This window comes from Pandoraea horticolens (assembly GCF_902459555.1).
GTDB classification, from domain to species: domain Bacteria; phylum Pseudomonadota; class Gammaproteobacteria; order Burkholderiales; family Burkholderiaceae; genus Pandoraea; species Pandoraea horticolens.
In genome coordinates, this window is sequence record NZ_CABPSM010000001.1 from 37220 (window position 1) to 63293 (window position 26074).

Genomic DNA, 26074 nt, shown 5'->3' on the forward strand with positions numbered 1-26074 from the left:
GCGTGCCACCGGCGCGCAACGGGCACCTTCCCATCGCGCTTCCTAGAATGTCCCGCACATCGCCCGCGCATTAGCGCTTCATCCGGCAAGACATTAAACGGTTCGCTACACGCATTGACCGTTTGTCGGCCGCTGTCGTCGCCTCCCCCCGAATGTCGGCTGTCATAGGCACGCGCTCGTCTCGCGCGCCGCCTTCCCGCTCTGCACGTCATTTGAGAACCCGAGCACGATGAACAAGCACCTCTATCGGTTGGTATGGCGGCATTGCCGCGTTGACGTCGTCCCTGCGCCGGAGACTGCCAGTCAAAGTGCGGGCGCACCGGCATCGCGCGTGCGCCGCGCGCGCAGCGGCAAACGCTCGTCATCGCTCCCGCTCCCGCTCGCGCTTTCGCTCAGCCGCGTTTGCCTTGCATGCATCGCTCTGCTCGCGGCCGCGGCACCCGGGACGGTGTGGGCGGTCTGCACGGCAGCGGGCAGCGCGGTGACGTGCAGCGGTGCCGCCAATCCGCTGGCCCCGTCGTACGCGAATGCTGCGGATAACCTTCAAGTGAACGTCAACAGCAGCGCAGGCGTGGGGGTATTGCTCGGCCTTGGCGGCACGGCGATGTCTCTGACAGGCAACAACGTGACGCTGGTGAATGGCGGCACCATCGACCCCTCCCTGCTCGGCGGCATCGGCATCCTTGCGAGTGGCGCCGTCATCGGCAATGCCAATGCGGGTGGCAGTACGCAAACGGTGACAAACGACGCGATCATGCGTGGCACAGTGGGCCTTCTCGGCGCGAGCCTGCCGGACCTCTCCGGCCTCGCGTTGACGGTGCAGAACGCCACCGGGGGCACCACCACCATCAACAACAGCGGCACCCTCGGCGCCACACCGCTGCTCGGCATCTCGCTCACTGGCACCGGCAGTGCCCCCATAGCCGCGGCTTACGGAGGCGGGGGCGTGGACTTCAGCAACACGGGCACCGTGCTGGGACGCATCGCGTTTCAGGCGAACGGAACACCAAGCGCCGGCAACACTTTCACCAACGAGGGTTCGCTTAGTGGCAGCGTCTCGCTCGGCGCAAACAGCACGAACACGTTCACGGCAGTCACCGGCTCGACGGTCGACGATGGCGGCAGCACAGGCCTCGGCGCCCTGAGCGTCGCCGGTTTCGATCTCGCATTTGCGGCCACGGGGGTGATCGACGCAGGCGCGGGCGGCACCAATTCGCTGGTGCTGCGCAACTCGGCGAACAACGCCTCGACGACCGGCACCGGCGCAATCAACGGGGCGAGCTATCTGAACTTCTCGCAAGCCACGGTCAGTGGCGGCACGTGGACGCTCCACGGCCCATTGGCCGTCACCTCGACAACGCTTGACGGCGGCCTCAGCATCTTCGACGACCCCGGCAGCTTCGGCACGGGTTCGCTCACCGTCAACGGCGGTGCCATACAGGCCGCGAGCACCGGGCTGAGCATCGCGCTTCCCGTCATGCTCGGGACCAATGGCCTGACAATCTCCGGCGCGAATCCGCTCGTCCTCAGCAACGCGGTCACCGGTAGCGGCAGCATGTCGCTGACAGGCACCGGCAGCCTGACGCTCTCGGGACACAACACCTATTCCGGCGGCACCTCGCTGGCCAGCGGCACGCTGATCGCCGGCAGCAACACGGCGCTCGGTGGCGGCACGGTGCAAGTGTCGGGCACAGCCGGTGTGCTGGATGCCAGCACCCCCGTCACGCTCGCGAACCGGATCGCGATTGGCGGTGGCAGCACTTTGACACTCGGCGGTAGCGCACCACTCACCCTGTCGGGGCAAATCACCGGCGGCGGCAGCGTCACCAAACAAGGCGCGCAGACAGTCACGCTCTCCGGCGCCAATACGTTCAGTGGGGGTATCAACGTTACGGTGGGAACACTGGCGCTGTCGGGCGCCGGCACGTTGCGGATCGGAGGCTCGCCGCTCACGCTCTCGGGGGCTGGGGCGATCTTCGATATGTCGAACGCGGACGGCGACCGGACAATCACCGAGCTGTCGGGCGTCGCGAACACACAAGTCCATCTGGGCAGCCACAACCTCACCCTGGGCAACAGCGCAGGCGGCGCATTCGCCGGCACGATCAGCGGCACGGGCGGCATCGTCAAGACGAACGGCGACACGCAAACGCTCTCGGGGGCGAATACCTTCACCGGCGGCACTACGATCAACGCTGGCGGCATCGCACTCGGTGCTGGCGGTTCGCTTGCCAGCACCGGCGCCGTATCGCTGCTCGGCGGGGGCACCACGTTCGACATCAGTCAGGCGTCCGCGCAAACCATCGGCGCGTTGACCGGCATTGCCAACACATCCATCGCACTGGGCAACAACACGCTGACCTTCGGCGATGCCACCAGCCAGACGTTCGCCGGGATCTTCACCGGCAGTGGCGGCGGCATCGTGAAGCAAGGCACCGGCTCGATGACGCTGACCGGCACCAATACCGCCGGAGGCGGTATCAATGTCCGGGCAGGCACGCTCGTGCTTCAGGGCAGTGCGTTTGCCAACGCCACGCCGCTTGCCCTCACGGGCAACGGCGCCACGCTCGATCTCTCCACGGCCACCGGCATGACGTTCGGCGCGCTCTCCGGGGTGAACGGATCGACGGTGTTGATCGGCAATCAGACGCTAACCGTCGGCGACGCCGGAAACTCGACGTTCGGCGGCACGATCTCGGGGGCAGGCGGCATCGTCAAACAGGGCACAGGCTCGCTACTGCTTTCGGGAGCGCAAACCTTCACTGGCGGCATCGATGTCGCGGCCGGCCGGCTCGCGCTACAGGGCAACAACACGCTCACCGGCAGCAACGTGCTGACCGTTGCCGATGGCGCCACGTTCGATATCGGTGGCGCGGGTTCCGCGAGCATCGGCTCGCTGATCGGTACGTCCAATAGTCAGGTGACGCTGGGCAGCACCACGCTCACGCTCGGCGATGCGGCCAGCGAGACCTTCGCAGGCAGCATCGGGGGAACGGGCGGTATCGTCAAAACCGGCGCGGGCACGCAAACGCTGACCGGACAGAACGCATTCACGGGCCAAATCAACATCGTCGGCGGCACGCTGGCCCTGAGCGGCACCGGTACCCTCTCGGCCAACCGCGTCAGCATTGCGGGCGGTGCCGCACTCGATATCAGCAACGGCGAAAACCAGACCATCAGCGCCTTGTCAGGGGCGGCAGGCAGCACGATCAATCTCGGCGGCAACACGCTCTCCTTTGGCGACAGCAGCAATCGAACCTTCGCGGGCACGCTGACCGGCAGTGGCGGGAGCATCGCCAAGTTCGGTACGGGCACGCAGACGATTACGGCACCGCAAACGTTCACCGGGAGAATTGTGATCGGCGGCGGCACCCTCGCCATAGGGGCGGGCGGCAGTTTGTCGTCGCAGAATGCGGTCACACTGGGCGACAACACAACGGCACTGGACATCAGCGCGGCAGGCAATCAGACCATCGGTTCGTTAAGCGGCGGCGCCGCACAGGTTTTTCTCGGTTCGAACACGCTGACCTTCGGCGACAACACGGGTGAGACATTCAACGGCAGCATTCACGGCACCGGGGCACTGGTCAAACAAGGCAGCGGTGTGGGGACGCTGGCCGGCGCCAGCGACTTCACAGGCGGAGTCAACGTCACCGCCGGCGGGCTTCAGTTAGGCAACGCCAATGCCATCGGGACGGGCGTGCTCACGATGAGCAATGGGACAACGCTCGATACCACGCAGACGCTCACCCTCGGCAACAACATCACGCTGAACGGCACGTCAGACTTCCTCGGCAGTCGCGATCTGACGTTGACGGGCGGCGTCTCGGGCAACGGCGCATTGCAAAAGGCCGGTGCGGCGACATTGACACTGAACGGTGCAGGCGGATGGACGGGCGGCACGACGATCAGCGACGGCGTGCTCGCACTCGGTGCCGGAGGCTCGCTTGCCACTCAAGGTGCCGTCGTACTTACCGGCCCTACGGCAACGTTCGACATTAGCGGCGCGTCGGGCGCACAAACGATCGGCGCACTCTCGGGCACGGGCGGCACGCTCGCCCTGGGCGCCAACACACTGACCTTTGGCGATGCGAGCGATCAGACATTGGCCGCGACATTGACCGGAACCGGGGGCATCGTCAAGCAGGGCGCGGGGCGCCAAACGCTTTCGACGACGCAGACCTTTTCCGGAGGGATCGGCATCGCCAACGGCACGCTGGCACTAGGCAGTGGCACATCGCTTCAAGGGGCGAACGCCTTGACGCTGAGCAGCGCGAACAGCGCGTTCGACATCAGCCAGGGCGGTACCTCGGTAATTGGTGCGCTGAATGGCGTGACCGGCAGCACCGTATCGCTCGGCTCGCAAACGCTGACATTCGGCGGGAATAGCGACGCGTCGTTTGGCGGCGCGATTCACGGGGCGGGTGCGCTCGTCAAGACGGGCACCGGCGTACAGACCTTTCTGGGCGCGAGCGATTTCACCGGTGGCGTGACCGTGAGCGCAGGCGGCCTCGTCGCAGGTAACGATCACGCTTTCGGCACGGGTGCGCTCACACTCGGCGGCAACACGAGCCTCGACAGCACGCAGGCGGTCACGCTTGGCAACAACGTCGGTTTGTCGGGGACGTTGACGGTGCTTGGCGGTCACGACCTGACGCTTAACGGCGTATTGTCCGGTGCCGGCGGGCTGACCAAGCGCGGCGCAGCAACGCTGACGCTGGGTGGCAGCAGCACCTACACCGGAGCGACCATCGTCAACGCGGGCACGCTGGCGCTGGGCGCCGGGGCGTCGCTCAACGCCTCGGGCACGATCAACATTGCCAGCGGCGCAACGCTCGATCTGTCGGCAGGCAACGGAACGCAGGTCATCGGTGGCATCGATGGCGCGGGAACCGTCAACATCGGTGCCCTCGTGACCGAAATCGGTGGCACCGGCAGCGATACCTTCAGCGGCAACCTCACGGGTTCAGGGTCGGTCGTCAAGATCGGAACCGGCACGGAAACGCTCACCGGACAAAGCACCTATACGGGCGGCACGGTCGTGCGGGTGGGCACCCTGGCATTGGGCGGCGCAGGCACCCTCGCCCCGAATGGTGCGCTCACGCTGAACAATGCCGGTTCGACGTTCGATATTTCCGGTGCGAACGGATCGAGAGCAGTCGGCGCACTCTCTGCCGATGCCGCGACCCAAATCCAGCTTGGCAACAACACGCTGACCTTCGGCGACGCGACGAGCCATACCGTCGCGGCGATCATCGGTGGCAGCGGCGGCATCGTCAAACGCGGCAGCGGGATAACGACGCTGCTCGGCGCCCAGCAGTACACCGGAACCACGACGATTGCCGATGGCACACTCGCCATCGGCACGACGGGCAACTTGGGAACCGGTGCGGTCGTGGCATTGACGGGGGCCAATGCCGTGTTCGATGTCAGCGCGGCGGGCAATCAATCCATCGGTCATCTGTCGGGCACCGGCGGCGGTGTCGTCCTCGGGGGCGGCCGTACCTTGCGTGTGGGCAACAACGACAACGCCACGTTGGCGAGCGCCATTTCAGGCACAGGTGCACTCATCATGGACGGCAGTGGGCGGTTGACGCTCGGTGGCGTCAACACGTTCACAGGTCACGTGGGCGTGAACAGCGGCACGCTCGCGCTGGGCGCAGGCGGCACGTTATCGAGCGCGAACGACGTGACGCTCGCGTCCGGCGCAACGTTCGATGTGAGCGCCGCCACGGCCCCCGTCATCGGATCGCTGACGGGGGCCGCCGGCAGTGCGGTCAACACGGGCACGCAGGCGCTCACGCTCGGCAGCGCAGGAAATGGAACCTTCACCGGCACGCTGAACGGCACCGGCGGCCTCATCAAGCAGGGCAGTGGCACGCAAACGCTCGATGGCGGCGCGGCACTGACCGGGAACGTCCGCATCGACGCCGGAACGCTGGCGCTACGCAATGGCACGCAGTTGGGCGGCAACGCGCTCACCCTCGACGGCGCGACGGGTGTGCTCGACATCTCGACGGGGCCGAACCAAACCGTCGCGTCAATGGCGGGTGTCGCCGGCAGCAGCATCAACCTCGGCAACACGGCACTGACACTCGCCGACGCGGCGGGCAACACATTAGCGTCCGACATTCATGGTGCCGGCGGCAGCCTCGTCAAGCTCGGCAACGGTATGCAAACGCTCGCGGGCAACAACGACTTCAGTGGCGGGGTGGACGTTCGGGCCGGCGGCGTCGCGGTGAGCAGCAACACCGCCTTGGGGACGGGTGGCGTGCGCTTCGCCGACGGCACGTCGCTCGACGCGGCACAAACCAGCACGCTGGGTAATCAGATCACGCTCGCAGGCAATCTCAACGTCGTTGGCTCGAACGATCTCACGCTCAATGGCGCGATCAGCGGCGTGGGGGGCCTCACGAAGAACGGCGCGGCAACGCTGACCCTCAATGGTCAGAACACATACACCGGTGCGACCCACGTCAACACCGGCACTCTGGCGCTCGGCGCTGGCGCGAGCCTCAACGCGGCAGGCGTCGTCAACGTGGCAACGGGCGCGATGTTCGACCTGTCGGCGGGCAATGGCACGCAGACGTTCGGCGCGCTCATGGGCGGCGGCGCCGTCAACATGGGAAGCAACACGCTTGAAGTCGGCGCGAACGGTCTCGACGAAATCTACAGTGGCGGGATATTGGGCACCGGCACCCTCGTGAAAGTCGGCACGGGGACCGAGACGATGACGGGCGCGAATACGTTCACCGGGGGGACGGTCGTGCAGGCGGGCGCGCTCGCGTTGGGCGGCGCCGGTACGTTGTCGGCATCGGGCGCCGTCACATTGCAGAACCCGGGGGCGACGCTGGACATTTCCGGCGCGAATGGCAACCGCGCTATCGGCGCCCTCACGGCACAGGCAGGCACGAGTGTCATGCTGGGCAATAACACGCTGACATTCGGTAACGCGTCGAGCCACACCGTGAGCGGCACGATCACGGGCGCGGGCGGCATCGTCAAGCAAGGCAGCGGAACGCAAACGCTCATCGGGCAACAACAGTTCACGGGCACGACCACCATCGCCGATGGCACACTCGCACTCGGTGCTACAGGGCGGCTTGCGAACAACGCGAATGTCGTCGTGACGGGGGCCAACGCAACGTTCGATATCGCCGCGGCGGGAAGTCAGACGCTTGGAACGTTGGCGGGCACCGCTGGTCACGTAAACCTCGGCGGCAATACGCTGACGTTCGGCAACGGCAGCAACCTGGCACTGGCTGCGTCCATCGCGGGCGCTGGCGGCATCGTCAAGACCGGCGCGGGCACGCAAACCCTGACGGGACAAAACACCTTCACCGGTGCCATTCACGTGGTAAGCGGCACGGTCGCGCTCGGCTCGGGCGGCACACTTTCCGGTGCCAACAACATCACGCTCGCTGCCGGGACGGCGCTGGATATCACGCACGCCACAGCACCCGCCGTTATCGCAGGCATTGACGGTGCCACCGGCTCCGCAGTGTCGCTCGGCGCGCAATCACTCACGCTCGGTGGCGGCTCGACGAACAGCACGTTCGATGGCGTCATTAACGGCACAGGGGGCATCACCAAACAAGGCAACGCCACGGTCACGCTCGGCGGCACCAATACCTACACCGGCGCGACGTCGGTAACCGGCGGCACGTTGGCACTCGGCGCATCCGGACAAGTCAGCAGCAGCACGGGTCTGGCGTTGCGCAATGCCGGGTCGACGTTCGATGCCTCCGCATCTGCTGCACCACTGGCATTCGCCTCGCTCGAAGCGGACACGGGCACACAGCTTGTGCTCGGCAATGGCGGGTTGATCACCGGCGGCAACGGGAATCACTCGTTCGGCGGCACATTGTCGGGTGTGGGCAGATTGTTCAAGAACGGGACGGGAACGCTTTCTCTCAGCGCACCGAATACGTTCACCGGCGGCACGACGCTGAACGCCGGGACGCTATCGCTTGGCAACAGCGCGGCGCTCGGTTCGGGTGGCCTTACGGTGAACGGGAACGGTGCGCTCGCCGCGAATGCGCCGGCCAACGCGCCAGTCGCAATCGGTAACAGTGTGACGCTAAACAACGGCGCGCCGCTCAGTGTTTCCGGCGCTTCGCCCCTCACCCTCAGCGGCAACGTTTCAGGTACCGGCGGCCTTTCCCTGAACAACCCGCAGGGAGTCACGCTAAGTGGCAACAACAGCTATTCGGGCGGTACGGCCGTCACCGGGGGGAGTGTCAGCGTCACCTCGCCGACCGGCCTTGGCACTGGCGGGCTCACCGTCTCGCAAGGTACGGTGGCGACACAGGGTGTCAACGTCGCATTGCCGTCGTTGAGTGGCACGGCGCAAGGCAGCGTCGCCATCAATGGTGGATCGGTCACGGTCTCGGCAGGCGCTTTCCCCGGCAGTGTCTCTGGTAGCGGTGGCCTGACCAAAACCGGACCCGGCACACTCACGCTCGGCGGGCAAAACCCGCTCACCGGACCGACGACCGTGGCGGGCGGCACACTCAGCATCGGCAGTCTTCCGAACTCGCCGGTGACGGTGCAAGCGGGCGCCACGCTCACGACCCCTGCCCCGGCATCGCCGGGTGTGGATACCGCGCCGTTGCCCCGCAGCAGAAGCGCAGGCGCGTATATGCGGCGGTTAACCGCCAGCACCGGCGCAGGCGCGCAAACCGGGCCGCTGACGGCAAGTAGCGGCAGCCAGATCGTTGTCGCCTCCCCCGGCACGACGCTGAGCGTCAATGGCAATCTCACGCTTGCGCCGGGTTCGACGCTGCAAGTGAGTGTCGCCCCCGGCACCGCACCCAGTCAGGTGAAAGCGAGCGGCAGTGCATCGATCGGCGGCAGCAATCTTGTCGTCAACGCGGCGCCGGGCACGCAACCCGCCGACGCCTCGGACGCCGTGATCGTCTCGGCACCCGGCGGCGTCTCCGGGCAATTTGCGTCGACGTCGACCAATCTGCTCTACCTCACGCCGCAAGTCAGCTATACGCCGACATCTGCATTGCTGACGTTCGCACCCAACGGTACGCCGTTTCCCGCTGGCGCAGTCACGCCGAATCAGCGGGCGGTCGCGGAAGCGGTCTCCGCACTCGACGCAGGCAGCGCGCTCTATCAGGCCGCGCTCGGTCTGAGCGCCGCGTCGGCACCCGCAGCCTTCGAGAGTCTCGACGGCAGTCTGCACGCATCGATTACGTCGATGTTGCTCAGCCAAAGCCAAATGGCGCGCGATGCCGTCTCGCAGCGGCTGCGGGAGAGCCTTGCTCTTTCGCAGGAGTGCGAGCCTTCGTCGTCCGCTGACGAGCGCTCGTCCAGCAGGCCAGCGCGGGCCGACCGCAGTAGTGATTGCCGCACGCGGTCACGCGCAACACAAGCCTGGGCGTCGGTCTATGGCAACAATGGTCAGATGCGCGGCAAACCGGTGGCGCACGGCGGATCAGGCGCATCGACATTGCACCGCCGCGGCATGAGTGTGCTGGCCGGTGTCGACGCCCCACTCGCCGGCACATGGCGTGCAGGCGGCTTCGGCGGCCTCGGTCACAGCACGTTCAACACCAGACCGGGTGCCTCCGGGAACAGCAACGATGCGCAGATCGGCGCCTACCTGAACCGTCGCTTCGGACGCCTCGGCGCCACGATTGGCGGTGCCTACGGATGGCAGCAAATCACGTCGCAGCGTAGCGTGGCCATCGGCCCCATCGCGCAAACGGCACGGGCGAGCTACAACGCCGCGGTATGGCAAGTCTTCGGTGAAGCCGCATGGCGATTGGACGCTGGCCCCGCGAGTTTCGAGCCGTTCGCCAACGTGGCGTACGCGCGTGTGCGCACCGATGCATTCGACGAAACGGACAGCATCGCCGCACTTCACGCCGACGAACAATCGCAAGGCATCACCTTCTCGACAGCCGGCTTGCGTGGCGAGATGGCCTTCGGTACCGGCGCGATGGCATGGGGACGCCTGCGGGTGTCGGCAGGCTGGCGTCACGCTTACGGCGCGAACACGCCCGACATGCGGTTCGCGTTCTCCGGCACCTCGGCAGCCTTCACGGTGGGCGGCCTTCCCATCGCACGCGACGCGGCTGTCGTCAGCGCCGGTGTCGACGCCTTTATCGGCGATGCGTTGACGCTGGGCGTGAGCTACTCGGGCCAGTTCGGCGGGCAGGTCAGCGACAACACGATCTACGGGAATCTCAACTGGCGCTTCTGACGGATGCGCCGACTTACCGGCACAAACAACGCCATGTCGAAGACAGGGGAGGAGGTGCCATGGGCCGGCGGCGCGATCTGGCGTCGCCGGTCGAAGGCGAGACTCGCCTGTGCCGATCGCCTCCGGTAAGCTCTCGGGTGTCGCGCGCTTGCGCGCCCACCCCCGGAGGTTGTCCCCCATGTCGTCATCGAAAGCCACTGACGCTGCGCCGCCAACCAAGGCCGGCGCGGCTCGCAAGCGCGGCGTCAAGCCCCCCGAGATTCTCTTCAAGCGCGTCTACGACGCCCCCGATCCCGCCGACGGACAGCGCATCCTTGCCGACCGTCTCTGGCCGCGCGGTCTCGCCAAGGTCAAGGCGCACATCGACTTCTGGGCCAAGGACGTCACGCCGAGCACAACGCTGCGTCAGTGGTTTCACCAGCACCCCGAGCAGTTCGACGAATTCCGCCAACGCTTTCTCGACGAACTCGCCGCGCTCGATGCCGCGCGCAACGCCATGCTCGCCGAACTTCGAACGCGATTGACCGAAGGCCGCGTCACGTTGCTCACCGCCGCCCATCAGCTCGAAGACGACGAAGCGCACACGCACCTTCGCGTGCTGCAGGACTTCCTCGAATCGCGTTAGACCGGTTTGCCCATCACGGCGAGCCGATGAATCGACGAAGGCCTGAGCGCCTGCATCGCCAACGGGGCACCGGAGGCGTAGTTCGCCAGACACATACTGCGACACGGCATTCCGCCCTTTAAAACGAAGCCGCAAGACGCCGATGCCGTGGAAACCCACATGACGTCTGGCGTCGCACACGAACGCGACGGGCGGCGGCGAAGTTTGCTATAACGCACACAGCGCAGCCCCCATGTCTGCCGTGTGCGGCGCAGCCTGCCTATCGTCCACTGCGTCCGCTGCATCCGCTGTCCCCGACGACGCACGAGATGACGTGCACCGTCTCGAATTTCCAATACTTATTCCCGCTGCCGCCACGGCAACACCACGCCTCATGCTCGTTCCGCTGATAGTTGCCTGCGCGCTGTTCATGGAGAACATGGATTCCACCGTGTTATCCACCTCGTTGCCGTTGATCGCGAAAGATCTCGGCGAGAGCCCTATCACGCTCAAGCTCGCACTCACCACCTACCTCATCAGCCTTGCGGTCTTCATTCCGGTCAGCGGCTGGATTGCCGACCGCTTCGGCACGCGCAACGTCTTTCGCACCGCCATCGGTGTGTTCGTCCTCAGTTCGATTTGCTGCGGCATTTCGACCAATCTGCCGGAACTGGTCATCGCACGCTTCGTGCAAGGCATGGGCGGCGCGATGATGGTGCCGGTCGGACGCCTCGCGTTGCTCAAGTCGGTGGAGAGGCGCGACATGGTGCGTGCGCTCAACTACCTGACCATCCCCGCGCTGGTCGGCCCGGTACTCGGGCCGCCGCTCGGCGGCTTCATCACGACGTATTGGCACTGGCGCTGGATCTTCTTCATCAACATCCCGATCGGCGTGCTCGGCTTCATCCTTGCCACGAAGTACATTCCCGATCTGTATGAGGACGAAGTGCCGCCGCTCGACATCCGGGGCTTCATCCTGTCGGGCCTCGGGCTATCGATCCTGATGCTTGGTCTGTCCACCATTGGCCGCCATCTGATTCCCACGCCGCTCGCGTTGGGACTCGTCGCTATCGGCATCGCGCTGCTGGCCTCGTATCTGCGTCACGCGAAAGGGCTCACGCACCCGTTGTTGCGACTCGACCTCTTCCGTATTCCGACGTTCCGCGCCGGTGTCGCGGGTGGCACGCTGTTCCGCATCGGGGTGGGCGCAACGCCGTTCCTGCTGCCATTGATGCTGCAACTCGGCTTCGGCATGACACCGATGGAGTCGGGCGCGCTCACGTTCGTTTCGGCGGCGGGCGCGATGTTCATGAAGACGCTCTCGCTGCGCATTTTGCAGCGCTGGGGCTTCCGCCGGGTGCTGATGACCAATGCGCTCATCGCCTCGGCGACCATTGGAAGCTATGGGCTGTTCACCGACCAGACATCGCATCTGGTGATCCTTGGCACGCTGCTGTTCGGCGGATGTTTCCGCTCGTTGCAATTCACCAGCCTGAACGCGATCTCCTACGCCGATGTGCCCTCGCATCGCATGAGTCAGGCGACCAGTCTGGCCAGCGTCGCGCAACAAGTGTCGCTTACGCTGGGCATCACCATCGGGGCGGCCGTGTTGCAGACGTCGTCCTGGCTGCACGGCCGCGATCATGTGACCGACGTCGACTTCCCGTGGGCTTTCCTGATCGTGGGGCTGGTCGCCGTGAGTTCGACGATTTCGATTGCGCGTCTCGCACGCGATGCCGGCAGCGAATTGGCGCGGCGTAGTTAGCGTGCCCACCGACAATACGCCGCCAGAAACGACAACGCCCGAGACATGATGTCCCGGGCGTTTTCTCTTCTACGGCGCACGACAGTGCTTAGCGGAAGATCACCGTCTTATGGCCGTTGAGCAGAATACGGTGCTCGGCGTGATAGCGCACGGCACGCGCAAGCGCCACGCATTCCACATCGCGACCGATGGCGGTCAGTTGCTCGGGGTCCATCGTGTGGTCCACGCGCTCGACTTCCTGTTCGATGATCGGACCTTCGTCGAGATCGGACGTTACGTAGTGCGCCGTCGCCCCGATCAGCTTCACGCCACGGTCGAACGCCTGATAGTACGGCTTCGCGCCCTTGAAGCTCGGCAGAAACGAGTGATGGATGTTGATCGCACGGCCGGCGAGCTTCTTGCAAAGATCGCTGGAAAGCACTTGCATATAGCGCGCGAGCACCACCAGATCGATATTGTTGTCCTGCACCAGCTCATACACCTTCGCTTCCTGTGCGGCCTTCGACTCCGGCGTCGAATTCAGGAGCGGCAGATGATGGAACGGAATGTTGTAGCTCGCCGCCAGTTGGTAGAAATCCTTGTGGTTCGAGACGATCGCGGGGATTTCGATGTTCAGCTGGCCAGTCTTGTAGCGGAACAGCAGATCGTTCAGGCAGTGGCCGATCTTCGAGACCATGAGCATGACGCGCGGCTTGATCGCGGCGTCGACCAGTTCCCACTGCATCTCGAACTGCTCGGCGAGCGGGGCGAAGTCGCGCTGCAACGTGGCCAGATCGCTCTGCCCCGTCAGTTGCTGGAAATGCACGCGCATGAAGAAGCCGCCCGTGAAGCGATCGTTGAACTGGGCCGAGTCGAGAATATTGCCGCCGCGCTCGACCAGGAAACCGGCCACCGTGTGGACGATGCCGGGACGGTCCGGGCAGGACAACTTCAGAATGTAGCTATTTTCGATCGGTGCCATGATTGCTCCTGGGCAAAAGCTTGCAATGTCGTTGCAGTGTTGAAATTCTTGTCGGTGACCCTGCGGCCGATTGCCGGATTATTCGTCGGCCGGCTTGAACAGCGCTTCGATACCGGCGCAGTCCTTTGCGCGGACGGCGCCTTCGCGCAGCAGAAAATCCAGGCTCGCGAGGCTCGCGTCGACGGTCATCTTGCCGCGCGCGATCACGTCGCGCACATCGCCGGCAGAGCACAGCCAGTGTGCGCTCGCCTCGCCGTCCTGATTCTTGGGCGCGAAACCGCGCGGCAGGGCGAGATCGTAGACGAATATCTGCTCGGACTGCACGCCCTCCGGAATCTCAGCGAGGATGTGCAGCGTGCGGCCCGGCCGTGCTTCGTTGGTCAGATAGGCCGGAATGCCTGCTTCTTCCCAGCATTCCTTGACGAGCGTGTCGCCCACGCCAATGCCGTTACCGATGCCGCCAGCCGCCGCGTTGTCGAGATAACCGGGATCGGTCGCCTTGAGCACGCTGCGCCGTGCGATCCACATCTTCGGCGCTTCTCCGACGAAGCGGGCCGGCACGTAGCCATTCACATGCACGGCGAACGTGCGCGTGCCGAAGAAGCGGGAGGCCGCGCGTTCGATCCACGCAAGCGGTGCGTCGTAAAGCCGTTGACGGATCGCGTAACGCTCGTTTCGCCAGCCGGTAATGCGCCCTTGCGCCGCCAGCGTCTCGATCACCGGTGCTAGCGCCTGCGTGCGCGCTTCGCACGTGTCGTGACGTGGATGAATACGGACCGCCAACGAACTGATCTCGAACACGTCGGGCCAACGGCGCAGCGATTCGACGTCGCGACGGCGAATCCATCCATAACGCTGCGAACCGATCACGAGCGGCAGATGCGCCGTGTCGTCGAAGCGGCGCGCCGCCGCAATACAAGCAAAAGACATACGTCAAAGACCTGACGCGCCCCTCATGGGAAGCACGCGAAAGCGAGGCAAAACCGGCATTTTACAGAAGCGGCGGCGAGTCCGCCCGTGTCCGGTGTCACGGCCCGCCCCGGCCCCAAGGGCTCAGCCCGGCTTCGTCAGCAAATTAAGGAGACGATCCCCCGCCTGCGCCAACGCGCCGTCATTGGCAATCACCGTGAGGGGAGTGCTTTCGGGGGGGGCCCATTGCACCTGATGCGCGACGCGCTTGTCGAGGGCGTCGCCGGTTTCGCGGCCGCGGCTGGCGAGGCGCTGGGCACGCACGGCCGGATCGACGCGGACTTCCACCAGATGCAGGCGCTCACCGTAACGATGGACCGCTTGCTCCAGAAACGCGCGCGACCCGTTGATGACGACATTCGCCCCGGCCGCCAGCCAGGCATCGATCTCGATGCCGATGCCGTACCGGCAGTCGTGGCTCGTCCAGTCGAGTGCAAAGCAACCCAGCGAGTGCCGCACCGCGAATTCGGCGGGCGACAACGCGACGTGGTTTTCCCCCTCGGATGGCGCCCGCGTGATGTAGCGATGCGCGAAAAGCACCGGCGTGCCACCGGGCGACGCCACACCGATCCGTTCGCGTGCGTATGCCAGCAACGAGTCCTTGCCCGCGCCCGAGGGTCCCATCACGTAGAAGAGGCGTGCGTGATTCATGCCCCCTCCCCGAAGACGAAGCGCTCGTGCAGCAGGAACGGCTCGCCGGGCGACGGTTGCACGAAGAGCGCCAGACTGTCGACGCGCATGACCCCAAGCGCCTGCACGCGCGGTTGCCACCAGCCGGCAATCGCGGCCGCGTCGTTCGCGTCCACACGATCGGACAGCGTCACATGAAATCGGAATTCGTCGAACACGTACGGATATCCCCACTGCGCGAGCAATTCGCGTTGACGTGACGATAACGGTTGCGCGTGGCGTTTGGCCAATTCGGCGTCTGTCGGCGGCGCACGCAGATCGTCGAACGCCTGCACGCAGTCGGCAGCGAGGGCGTCGACCGCCTTCGCGCCCGCTGACCCGACGGTGGAGCGCAGCGCGACAAAGCCCGGCCGCTTGCCGTTGTCGGTATCGACGACATCGGTGCGCACTGCGAGATCGAACGGTGCGTGACGCGCGGCCACTGCGGCAGCGATACCGGATAAACGCGCAAGCGCGTCCTGAGACGCGAGCCTCATCGGCGCCTTGAGCGTCGCGTGTAATCCATAACGCCGCGGATCGGCCGTCACGTCATGCAGCGGACGTGACAGGCCAGTCACTTGCGGCGCATTGAGCAGACGCCCGGTGATCGCGTCACGTCCCAGCCACCGACTGCCTTCGTTCCACCAACACGAGCCTGCGGATGGCGCGTAGTAGATCGCGAAGCGCGCCACGGACAAATCGAGCGGCGGTTGCGGCGCGCCGCTCATGCCATGTCTCCCTGCACCACGAGTTGCATGCGATCCGCCGGGAAATAAGCGATGCCGTACTTGACGGGCTTGCCCGCTTCGTCGACGTCGGTGCTCTCTACACTCAACACCGGCTGCTGACGATTGATGCCGAGATGCCGTGCGATCTCGCCGTCCGGAAGCCGCGCCCCGATTCGGCTCTCGCGCCGCGTGTAGTCCGTGACACCGAAGCTCGCAAGCGCTGCACTGACCGATGTGTGCTGCGCGAAGACTTCGGGGAAGTCGGGAAAGCGCGCCGCCGGAAACCAGTTCTCGCTGTACGCGAGCGGCAGCTCGATGCCTTGCGCGTCGAGACTGCGGCGCGTGAGTTCGACACGATACACCGGCGCACCCACGCGAATCTCGAGCGCATGCGCCACGGTGGCCTCGGCCTTCACCTTCTGCGCCGAGAGAATCTGCTGCGCTGTCTTGAGATTGTGCTGAGACAGATTTTCGGTAAAGCGCGTGCGGCGTCCGATCACGTAGCCGATGGCCCCCGCCTGCACGAAAGTGCCGCGACCGTGCTCGACATTCACGAGTCCCTGCTCCGAGAGCCCGAGAATGGCGCGGCGCACTGTGTGACGGTTCACGCCAAAGCGCTGCGCGAGTTCGGTCTCGCTCGGCAGACGGTCGTCGGGCAGACCTTCGCCATAGCGGCGCTCACCGATTTCCGTGGCGAGAATCTGCGCAATCTGCCGCCAGACGGCGACGCCGCCGCCACGTTCGAGTTGTGCTGTCATCAAATTGACACCCGGCAAAGTTGTAATGGGTTCGCTTGCATTACCTCATCCGAAGTTATTGTAATCATACACACGTCTATACGACTAGACAATCATGCCGAACACATCTTCCTACATTGCGTGCGGCGAAGGCGATGCCGCCCCGCCCGCCCGCGCGCAATGGCTTGCGCTGCTCGCCCGCGCCACGCGCGACGAGCTTGACGACGCCATCGCCCGCTGTCCGGACGCCCCTGAATTCGTCTGGCTGCGCGCACCGCAGACCGGACTGGTGATGGTGCAGGGCCGCGTCGGCGGCTGCGGCGATCGCTTCAACCTCGGCGAAACGACCGTGACGCGCTGCACGTTGCGTCAGCACGACGGTGTCGTCGGCGCCGGTTACGTGCTGGGGCGCGACGCCGAGCGAGCCGCGCGCGTGGCGCGTGTCGATGCGCTCATGCAGATGCCGCGCCACCGCAACGTACTCGCCGCCGGCCCGCTCGCCACGATTGCCGAACGTCTGGCGGCCGCCGCGGCCCGGAACGACGCCGACACGGCCGCGAGCCGCGTCGAGTTCTTCACCATGGTCCGGGAGGCCTGAATGTTGATGGCATCGATACCTGACTGGTCGCAGTTGCAACCCGGCTTCGCCGATCCCGTTCATGACGCACAAGGGGTGTTCCGCGCGGTGCTCGACGCGCTGGCGCGCCCCGGTGGGCTGCGCAGTGTCGGCAGCCGGCTCGCGCCGAGCAAAGAAACGAGCATCGCCGCGCGCGCCACGCTGCTCGCTCTGGCCGACGCGACAACCTCCGTCTGGCTGCAATTTCCGTTGCCCGAAGTGGCGAGCGCGCTGCGCTTTCACACGGGTGCCCCATTGCTGAGTGGCGAAGCGGATCTGGCGACGGCGCAATTCGCGCTGCTCACCGACCCCGCACGCTGCCCCGCACTCGAGCGTTTCGCGTTCGGTACGGCAGAGTCGCCCGAACACAGCGCCACGCTGATCGTCGATGTGCCGGCGCTCGCCGCCGGTCACACCGGCACGGGCGGCCTGCATCTGCGGCTGCGCGGCCCCGGCATTGCCTCGCATGCCGACGTGACGGTCGGCGGGCTCGACACGGCTTTCTGGCAAGCGCGCGCCGCGCTCGCCCCGCGCTTTCCCGCCGGGCTCGATCTGTTGATCGCCGCTGGCGACACGGTGCTCGGCCTGCCGCGCACTACGCATGTGGAGGTTTGCTGATGTACGTCGCAGTCAAAGGTGGCGAGCGCGCCATCGAACAATCGTGGGATCTGCTCGCCCGGGCGCGACGCGGCAATCCCGAGGTGCCCGCGCTGAGCGTTGCGCAAATCCGCGAACAGATGCGTCTGGCCGTGGCGCGCGTGATGAGCGAGGGCGCGCTGTATGACGAAACGCTCGCGGCACTGGCGATCAAACAGGCGGCGGGCGATCTCGTCGAAGCGATATTCCTGTTGCGTGCCTATCGCACGACGCTACCGCGTCTGGGCACGACAACGCCCATCGACACCGCCGCGATGCGCTTGTCGCGCCGCATCTCCGCCACGTTCAAGGACGTTCCGGGCGGTCAGGTGCTGGGCGCCACGTACGACTACACGCAACGGCTGCTCGACTTCGCGCTGCTCGCGGAAGACGAGACGCATGCGCACAACGGCCGTGAGCCATTGCCCGGAGAAGTTGGTGCCGATACCGATACCGATGCCGCGCACGGCACCGCACGCGCCGAATCGCGCAGCGCCGTCGCACAGGGTGATGTCGCCATCCCTGGCGTGCCGCCCATCGGCGTCACACCGCGTGTGACCGACATTCTGGGACGCGACGGTCTGCTCGAAGCGCTGCGTGCCGATGGCACCGACCCCGAGCCGCATGACCTCGTGCACGCTCCGCTATTCACGCCCGCATCGCGCACGGCACGGTTGCAGAATCTCGCTCGCGGCGACGAAGGCTTCCTGCTTGCCCTCGGCTACTCTACGCAGCGCGGCTATGGCAACGACCATCCATTCGCGGGCGAAATCCGCATCGGGCATGTCGCCGTGGAGATCGTGCCGGAAGAACTCGGCTTTGCCATCGACATTGGCGAGATCGCTGTCACCGAGTGCCAGATGGTCACGCAGTTCGGCGGCAATCAGAACGTGCCGCCGCAGTTCACGCAAGGTTACGGTCTCGCGTTCGGCCACAACGAGCGCAAGGCGCTGGCCATGTCGCTGGTCGACCGCGCACTGCGCACGCAGGAACTGGGCGACGCCGTCACTTCGCCCGCGCAGCAGCAGGAATTCGTGCTCTATCACAGCGACAACGTCGAAGCCTCCGGCTTCGTCCAGCATCTGAAGCTGCCGCATTACGTCGACTTTCAGGCCGAGCTGGAATTGGTGCGCCGTCTGCGCGCCGAGCACACTGCGAAATACGGAACACAGGACGCTGGCGACGACACCGGCCCCGCCGTTCAGAACACTCGGGAGGCCGCATGAGCGACGCCGCGCAAACGCTTTCGCCCGCGGCCGGTGCCGCAACCGTGGAGGGCTACAACTTCGCGTTCCTCGACGAACAGACCAAACGCATGATTCGCCGCAGCCTGCTCAAGGCGGTGGCGATTCCGGGCTATCAGGTGCCGTTCGGCAGCCGCGAGATGCCGCTGCCCTATGGCTGGGGCACGGGCGGCATTCAGGTGAGCGCCGCCGTGATCGGCGCCGACGACACGCTCAAGGTCATCGACCAGGGCGCGGACGACACGACTAACGCCGTGAACATCCGCCGCTTCTTCGCGCGCACGGCCGGTGTGGCCACGACGACGAAAACGTCGGAGGCCACCGTCATCCAGACTCGTCACCGCATTCCCGAAGCGGCGCTGCACGAAGGCCAGATCATGGTCTATCAGGTGCCGATGCCCGAGCCGCTCTTCCGCCTGGAGCCGCGCATCGCCGAGTCGCGCAAGCTGCATGCGCTGGGCGAGTACGGCCTCATGCGCGTGCGTCTGTACGAGGACATCGTGCGGCACGGCGCCATCGCGACGACCTACGACTATCCGGTCATCGTGAACGGGCGCTACCTCACGTCGCCCTCCCCGATTCCGAAATTCGACAACCCCAAGCTGCATATGAACCCGGCGCTGCAACTCTTCGGTGCGGGACGCGAGCGGCGTCTGTACGCGATTCCGCCGTACACGCCGGTCGAGAGCCTCGACTTCGACGACCACCCGTTCCAGATCCAGAAGTGGGACGCGCATTGCGCCTTGTGCGGCGCGACGGACAGCTTCCTCGACGAAGTCATCACGGACGATGCGGGTACCCGCATGTATGTGTGCTCGGACAGCGACTACTGTGGCAGCCGCACGGCAACGAAGGAGGCCGCATGAACGCGCTCTCGAATGCGTTCTCGAATGCGGCCCTGCCCGCCGTACCGCCGATGGACGAACCGCTGCTGCGCGTGGCGGGTTTGGGCAAACACTACGGCGAGCGCATCGGCTGCGCCGACGTGACGTTCGATCTCTGGCCCGGCGAAGTGGTTTGCGTGGTAGGCGAATCGGGATCGGGCAAGTCGACGCTGCTCAACGCGCTGGCGCTGCGTCATGAGATCGACGCCGGCACGCTGCACTATCGCGGCACCGACGGCACGTTGCACGACCTGAGCACGCTGGACGAGGCAAACAAGCGTCGTCTGCTGCGTACCGAGTGGGGCTTCGTGGAGCAGAATCCGCGCGACGGGTTGCGCATGAATGTCTCGGCGGGCGGCAACATCGGCGATCGCCTGATGGCCGTCGGTGCGCGCCACTTCGGCGACATCCGCACCACGGCCCGCCACTGGATGGCACAGGTCGAACTCGACCCGGCCCGCGTCGACGAAATGCCCGGCGCGTTCTCCGGCGGGATGCAGCAACGTCTGCAAATTGCTCGCAATCTCGTGACCGAACCGCGCCTCGTGTTCATGGACGAGCCGACCGCCGGTCTCGATGTATCGGTGCAGGCGCGTTTGCTCGATCTGTTGCGCTCGCTCGTCGAGCGCCTTCATCTTGCCGCCATCATCGTCACGCACGATATCGGCGTGGCGCGGCTCATCGCGCATCGCCTGATTGTGATGCAGGCCGGCCATGTGGTCGAGGCCGGGCTGACCGATCAGGTACTCGACGATCCCCAACATTCCTACACGCAATTGCTGGTTTCCTCGGTGCTGCCCGTATGAACTCCGGAACGAATTTTCCCACGGCTGCCTCGTCTCCCAACGGGGCAGCGCTCCGGCAGGAATCCATTACCCTCGCCACGCGCGAGCACGACGTCATGCTGCGCGCTCAGGGCCTGCACAAGACGTTCCGGCTACACGCTCAGGGCGGCACGGCGATTCCCGCGCTCGACGGCGTGGATCTGTGCGTGCGGCACGGCGAATGTGTGGCACTGGTTGGCCCATCGGGAGCGGGCAAGAGCACTCTGCTGCGCTGCCTCTACGGCAACTACCTCGTGGGCGAAGGCCGCATCGAGATCCGTCACGACGACGGTCACACGCAGCGCTGGGTCGATCTGAGCACCGCCACCGCCCGCGAAGTGCTCTCGGTACGCCGCACTACGCTCGGCTACGTCAGCCAGTTCCTGCGCGTGATTCCGCGCGTGAGCACGCTCGACATCGTGGCGGAGCCATTGCGCCGTCTGGGGTATGGCGACGGCGACGCCGCAGGCCGTGCCCGCGATCTGCTCGCCCGTCTGAATATTCCCGAACGGCTGTGGGCGCTCGCCCCAGCGACGTTCTCGGGCGGAGAGCAGCAGCGCATCAATATCGCACGCGGTCTGATTGCCGCCGCGCCAGTGCTGCTACTCGACGAACCGACCGCATCGCTCGACGCCCAGAACCGGGCCGTGGTCGCACAACTGATTGGCGAGGCGCGTGCCGCCGGCAGCGCGATCGTCGGCATTTTCCACGACGAAGCGACCCGCGATGAGGTTGCCTCCCGCACGCTCGCCATGCGCCCCGTGCTTCGTCCCGCTCATTGATCCACCGGAGTTTGTCATGCTTATCAAGAACGCCCGCATCGTCACGCCCGAAACCACCTTCACCGGGGTCGTCGACGTGCGCGAAGGCCGCATTCATTCCGTGGAAGAAGGCACGACGCAGGTGCCGGAGGCCATCGACTGGGAGGGCGATCATCTATTGCCCGGTCTGGTGGAGTTGCATACCGACAATCTGGAAAAGCACCTCGCGCCACGCCCCGGTGTGCTCTGGAACACGCACGCCGCGTTCGCAATTCACGACGCACAAGTCGCCGCCGCCGGCATCACCACGGTCTTCGACTCACTGGTGATCGGCGAACGCGACGCGTTCGGCCTGCGCAGCCGAAAAGTGCAGAACGAGTGCGGTCAGGCACTGCTCGACACCGCCGCCGCCGGTCTGTTCCGTGCCGATCACTTCCTGCATCTGCGCTGCGAGGTCGCCACGCGCGACGCGGCAGAAGCGTTCGCCGAAATGAGCGACCACCCGCTGCTGCGGCTCGTGTCGGTCATGGATCACACGCCGGGGCAGCGCCAGTGGCACGACCCCGTGCAGTATCGCCAGTATCACGAGCGCAACGGCAAGGTGTCGGACGAGACGTGGCAGGCGATGCTGACCGATCTGAAGGCGCAGCAAGAGACATTCGCCTTGCCGCATCGCCGCACCATCGTGGCAATGAGCCGCGAGCGCGGTCTGCCGCTGGCGAGTCACGACGACACGTCGATTGAACACGTGGATGAAGCCGTGCGCGACGGTGTGGCACTCTCGGAATTCCCAACGACGCTCACCGCAGCACGCGCAGCGCGCGAGAAGGCGATTGGCGTGATCATGGGCGCACCCAACATCGTGCGCGGCGGGTCGCACTCGGGCAATGTCGCGGCAGCCGATCTCGCACGCGAAGGCATGCTCGATATCCTCTCGTCGGACTACGTGCCGTCTAGCCTGCTGCAAGCCGCCTTCCAACTCCATAGCGATATCGGCTGGTCGCTCTCGAAGGCAATGCGCACCGTGTCGTGGACGCCCGCGCAGTCAGTCGGCCTCACCGACCGTGGCGGCATCATGCCAGGCTTGCGAGCAGACATGGTACGCGTCGCCATCCGCCCCGGCATGCCGCCAGTGCCGCGTGCCACGTATCTGGAAGGTCAGCGCGTCGCCTGAGCCCATAGCGAACCAACTCCCCTCCCCCAACACCTCCCTCCCGACGGACCGGGGCCCCTTTCCGCCTCTCAGACATAAACCCAACTCGCTGCAGAAAGAGGCCCCGGTCCATCCCCCTCCACGCCCTTGGTACTTCCGCCGACACCCCTCCCGGCTTCATTTTTCCCCCGCGGAAACGCAAAACGCCAATCTCCTGGGATCGGCGTTCTGCTTTCTGTCGACTGAGCCCTTGTTCGGCTTCAGATCACCTGTTTCCGCACGCGCGCCGAGAAAACGTCAATGCACGTCACTACGACGATCATTATCAACATCACAGCACACGTCTGCGCATACTGGAAACTACGGATCACCTCATACAGCACCACGCCGATTCCGCCCGCTCCAACCATCCCGACCACCGACGCCGAACGCACGTTCGACTCGAAACGGTACAGCGTGTACGAAATCCACAAGGGCATGACCTGCGGCAGCACCCCGTACAAGATTTCGTCAATGGCTCGCGCTCCCGTAGCACGCACGCCCTCCACCGGACGCGGATCAATCGCTTCAACCGCTTCGGCAAACAGCTTCGAGAGCGTGCCCGTCGTATGTACCCACAGCGCAAGCACACCCGCGAATGGGCCCAGACCCACCGCGACGATGAAGAGCATCGCGAAAACCATTTCGTTGATCGCGCGGCAGGAATCCATCACGCGACGCACCGGCTGATACACCCACGCCGGCACCATGTTCGACGCCGAGAGCAACCCCATCGGAATCGAACACACAACCGCGAGCACCGTGCCCCACACCGCGATATGAATAGTCACGAGCATCTCGTGCACATATACACGCCAGTCGTGGAAATCGGGCGGGAAGAAATCGTGCGCGAACTGGCTCATGTTGCCCGAATCGCGAATCAGATCGAGCGGACGCATGTCGGCGCCGCCCCACGACCACACCAGGATCAGGAAGAATGCCCCCCAGCCGATCAAGGACAACCACGAACGCTTGGGCGGCTCGCCCGACAGGCGGCCATTTGCAATGAGGGATTCGCTGGTGTTCATGTCGAGTACCACAAGTCATACCGGCATAACATCGGCCGGAGAATAATCGGACCGCAGAAGACACGGCGGATACGAGGGTCCGGCTCGCAGGTATTCGTCACAGAACAACACGCGCGTGCTGCCCTGTGACGTCGCTTGAATCAATGACTGACTTCTGTGCGGTGAAACGCTTACTTCGCTTTGTTCAGTTCCTGGTCGAGCGCGGCAAGCTTGCCGTCGATTTCAACCAGTTGCGACTTCTTCTTGGCAGCGTCGATGTTGGCATCCGACTCGAGCTGTACCTTCTGCTTGAACAGTTCAAGCTGGCGGATCGGCAGCAGTTGAGCATCGGTCGACGCACGGAAACCACCGTAGTTGTAGATGTTCTTCAGCACTTCCTTCTCGTGCGCGTCCTTGCCGTAGGCCAGGAAGAAGTCGCGGATCTTCTTCTTCGTGGCATCCGGCAAGTCCTTGCGCCACAGCATCGGGTCCGACGGGATCAGCGGCGACTTCCAGATCACATGAACCTGCTTGGCCTTCTCCGGCTGCGTTGCCTCGAGCTTACTCAGCTCTTCGGTGTTGTTGGTCGCCACGTCAACCTGGTTGTTGAGCACGGCCATCAGGTTCGCACCGTGGTTCGAGCTGCGCGCAGTCTTGAAGTACGTGCGCGGATCGATGTTGTTCTTCGCGAACACGTAGTATCCCGGCACCAGCGTGCCCGACGTCGAGGTCGGATCGCCCAGGCCGAAGTTGATCTTCTTGCCGTTCTTGATCACGTCGTCGAGCGTCTTGTACGGGCTCGACTTGTTCGAGATCAGCAACGAGTAGTAACCCTCCGTGCCGTCGGCGTACACGATCTTCGCGAAGACTTCGCCTTGCGAGCGATCCACGGCTTCCATCGCGCCCTTGTTACCCATCCAGGCGAGCTGCACCTTGTTGAAGCGCATGCCTTCGATCACACCGGCGTAGTCGGTGGCGAAGAACGGGGTCACCTTCAGGCCCGTTTGCTTCTCCATGTCGTCGATCAGCGGCTGCCAACGCTGGCGCAGGGCCGCGCTCGAGTCGGTCGAGATAATGCCGAAATTGATTTCCTGCGCGTGCGCTGCCGCCACCGAGGCGATCATGGCCGCGCCGGCCAGCAGGGTTTTCCACAGTTTCATGAGAGCAAGCTCCAGGTCAGGTCAGACTTAGGGACATCGAGGTAAGAAATGGCGCTTCGGCATCGGCCGGCTTCGTGCCCGTCACGTTCTCCGGGGCATCGGCGTCTTCGTTGAGCAACTCGCTCGCCTGCACGCCATAAAGACGGCGCAGCAGGTCTGGCGTGAGTGCCGCAGACGGGCCGTCGTAGACCACACGCCCCTGATGCAACGCCACGGTGCGCACGCAGTAGCGCATCGCTACGTCCACCTGATGCAGGGAGACGACTACCGTCAGCTTGTGATCGCGGTTCATGCGCGCGAGCATGTCCATCACCTTGCGGGCAGACTCCGGATCGAGCGACGCAATCGGTTCGTCCGCGAGAATGATCTTCGCGCCCTGCACAAGCGTGCGCGCCAATGCCGCACGCTGTTGCTGGCCACCCGAGAGCGTGCTGGCACGCTGGAAGGCCAGATCGGCAATGCCCACTTCGGCCAGCGCCGCGAGCGCCGCCTGACGCTCTTCAGCAGTGAAACGGAACATCAGGCTGCGCCACACCGGCACACGCGCAAGCAGGCCCGTCAGCACATTGGTAATGACCGGCAGGCGACCCACCAGATTGAACTGCTGGAAGACGAAGCCGATATCGCGGCGAATCTGGCGCACTTCGCGCACGATACGACCGTCGCGCTGAATCGGACGGCCCAGAATTTCGATGCTGCCCGGCTGCTGATCCGCAGCCACGAAGCCCGCAATGTGACGCATCAACGTCGACTTGCCCGAACCCGACGCCCCGATGAGCGCAACCATTTCGCCCGGCATGACTTTGAGCGCCACTTCGTCGAGGGCACGGCGCCCGCTTCCGAAAGTCTTGGTCAGTCGCTCGATTCGAATCGCTTCGTCCACGGTTCACCTGTCAGTCGAATCGCCGGTCAGACCCGATGCATCCGTGTCGACGGCCCCCCCTGAAAATGGAGTGCTTCGCCCGCATCGCTCGACTAGCTGTTTTGTGGCAATTTGTGCCAAAAGTGAACGCAGTCTAAAAAGCCTCGGTGACAACACAGTGACAATCGATCAGCTTTTTCATCGCCCGCGGAAACCCTTATCCGGTCAATGCTTTGGGA

General features: G+C 65.0%; 18 protein-coding genes. 10 read left to right on the forward strand and 8 right to left on the reverse strand.

Going from position 1 to position 26074, the window contains the following annotated elements:
- Positions 1 to 229: 229 nt before the first annotated feature.
- The 3 genes from PHO31112_RS00155 (at position 230) to PHO31112_RS00165 (ending at position 12585) form a co-directional block, all read left to right on the forward strand.
- On the forward strand, positions 230 to 10216 hold the full coding sequence (locus PHO31112_RS00155; protein ID WP_150618645.1) for an autotransporter-associated beta strand repeat-containing protein: 9987 nt from the start codon (positions 230 to 232) through the stop codon (positions 10214 to 10216).
- Between the two features lie 178 nt (positions 10217 to 10394).
- The gene (locus PHO31112_RS00160; RefSeq protein ID WP_150618646.1) at positions 10395 to 10841 is read left to right on the forward strand and encodes a DUF488 domain-containing protein; all 447 of its coding nucleotides are present in this window, start codon (positions 10395 to 10397) and stop codon (positions 10839 to 10841) included.
- Between the two features lie 373 nt (positions 10842 to 11214).
- On the forward strand, positions 11215 to 12585 hold the full coding sequence (locus PHO31112_RS00165) for a DHA2 family efflux MFS transporter permease subunit (RefSeq protein WP_150619216.1): 1371 nt from the start codon (positions 11215 to 11217) through the stop codon (positions 12583 to 12585).
- An 88-nt stretch (positions 12586 to 12673) separates the two neighbouring features.
- Here PHO31112_RS00165 and purU read toward each other — a convergent pair whose 3' ends face one another.
- From purU to phnF, 5 genes are all read right to left on the reverse strand, one after another.
- Positions 12674 to 13546 carry a formyltetrahydrofolate deformylase gene (gene purU, locus PHO31112_RS00170; RefSeq protein ID WP_150618647.1) on the reverse strand — a complete coding sequence of 291 codons (873 nt, stop codon included), beginning with the start codon at positions 13544 to 13546 and terminating at the stop codon, positions 12674 to 12676.
- 78 nt (positions 13547 to 13624) lie between these two features.
- Positions 13625 to 14476, reverse strand: coding sequence for an NUDIX hydrolase (locus tag PHO31112_RS00175; RefSeq protein WP_150618648.1), 852 nt, complete (start codon positions 14474 to 14476; stop codon positions 13625 to 13627).
- Positions 14477 to 14599: 123 nt separating this feature from the next.
- Entirely contained in the window at positions 14600 to 15166 is a 567-nt protein-coding gene (phnN, locus tag PHO31112_RS00180; RefSeq protein WP_150618649.1) for a phosphonate metabolism protein/1,5-bisphosphokinase (PRPP-forming) PhnN, read from the reverse strand.
- Entirely contained in the window at positions 15163 to 15912 is a 750-nt protein-coding gene (locus PHO31112_RS00185; RefSeq protein WP_150618650.1) for a DUF1045 domain-containing protein, read from the reverse strand. Before PHO31112_RS00185 ends, phnN begins: the two co-directional genes overlap by 4 nt.
- The gene (gene phnF, locus PHO31112_RS00190; protein WP_150618651.1) at positions 15909 to 16670 is read right to left on the reverse strand and encodes a phosphonate metabolism transcriptional regulator PhnF; all 762 of its coding nucleotides are present in this window, start codon (positions 16668 to 16670) and stop codon (positions 15909 to 15911) included. Before phnF ends, PHO31112_RS00185 begins: the two co-directional genes overlap by 4 nt.
- A 94-nt stretch (positions 16671 to 16764) precedes the next feature.
- Between phnF and phnG the strand changes: the two genes are divergently transcribed.
- The 7 genes from phnG (at position 16765) to PHO31112_RS00225 (ending at position 22788) form a co-directional block, all read left to right on the forward strand.
- Positions 16765 to 17247, forward strand: coding sequence for a phosphonate C-P lyase system protein PhnG (gene phnG, locus PHO31112_RS00195; protein WP_150618652.1), 483 nt, complete (start codon positions 16765 to 16767; stop codon positions 17245 to 17247).
- A 6-nt stretch (positions 17248 to 17253) separates the two neighbouring features.
- On the forward strand, positions 17254 to 17883 hold the full coding sequence (phnH, locus tag PHO31112_RS00200) for a phosphonate C-P lyase system protein PhnH (protein WP_150618653.1): 630 nt from the start codon (positions 17254 to 17256) through the stop codon (positions 17881 to 17883).
- Complete coding sequence (locus PHO31112_RS00205) at positions 17883 to 19127, forward strand: carbon-phosphorus lyase complex subunit (RefSeq protein WP_150618654.1); 1245 nt, start codon at positions 17883 to 17885, stop codon at positions 19125 to 19127. Before phnH ends, PHO31112_RS00205 begins: the two co-directional genes overlap by 1 nt.
- A complete protein-coding gene (locus PHO31112_RS00210; RefSeq protein WP_150618655.1) occupies positions 19124 to 20011 on the forward strand; it encodes an alpha-D-ribose 1-methylphosphonate 5-phosphate C-P-lyase PhnJ in 888 nt (295 codons plus the stop codon). Before PHO31112_RS00205 ends, PHO31112_RS00210 begins: the two co-directional genes overlap by 4 nt.
- Before the next feature lie 50 nt (positions 20012 to 20061).
- A complete protein-coding gene (gene phnK, locus PHO31112_RS00215) occupies positions 20062 to 20835 on the forward strand; it encodes a phosphonate C-P lyase system protein PhnK (protein ID WP_150619217.1) in 774 nt (257 codons plus the stop codon).
- 95 nt (positions 20836 to 20930) lie between these two features.
- Complete coding sequence (gene phnL / locus PHO31112_RS00220; RefSeq protein WP_150619218.1) at positions 20931 to 21635, forward strand: phosphonate C-P lyase system protein PhnL; 705 nt, start codon at positions 20931 to 20933, stop codon at positions 21633 to 21635.
- 16 nt (positions 21636 to 21651) lie between these two features.
- Positions 21652 to 22788, forward strand: a complete 1137-nt coding sequence (locus PHO31112_RS00225) for an alpha-D-ribose 1-methylphosphonate 5-triphosphate diphosphatase (RefSeq protein ID WP_150618656.1) — start codon at positions 21652 to 21654, stop codon at positions 22786 to 22788.
- A gap of 239 nt (positions 22789 to 23027) precedes the next feature.
- On the opposite strand, the gene phnE is transcribed toward PHO31112_RS00225, so the two are convergent.
- The 3 genes from phnE to phnC all read right to left on the reverse strand — a co-directional run bounded on the left by phnE (position 23028) and on the right by phnC (position 25856).
- On the reverse strand, positions 23028 to 23834 hold the full coding sequence (phnE, locus tag PHO31112_RS00230) for a phosphonate ABC transporter, permease protein PhnE (RefSeq protein WP_150618657.1): 807 nt from the start codon (positions 23832 to 23834) through the stop codon (positions 23028 to 23030).
- A gap of 170 nt (positions 23835 to 24004) precedes the next feature.
- Positions 24005 to 24973, reverse strand: a complete 969-nt coding sequence (gene phnD, locus PHO31112_RS00235; protein WP_150618658.1) for a phosphonate ABC transporter substrate-binding protein — start codon at positions 24971 to 24973, stop codon at positions 24005 to 24007.
- Between the two features lie 16 nt (positions 24974 to 24989).
- Positions 24990 to 25856 carry a phosphonate ABC transporter ATP-binding protein gene (gene phnC / locus PHO31112_RS00240; protein WP_010804820.1) on the reverse strand — a complete coding sequence of 289 codons (867 nt, stop codon included), beginning with the start codon at positions 25854 to 25856 and terminating at the stop codon, positions 24990 to 24992.
- Positions 25857 to 26074: the final 218 nt, after the last annotated feature.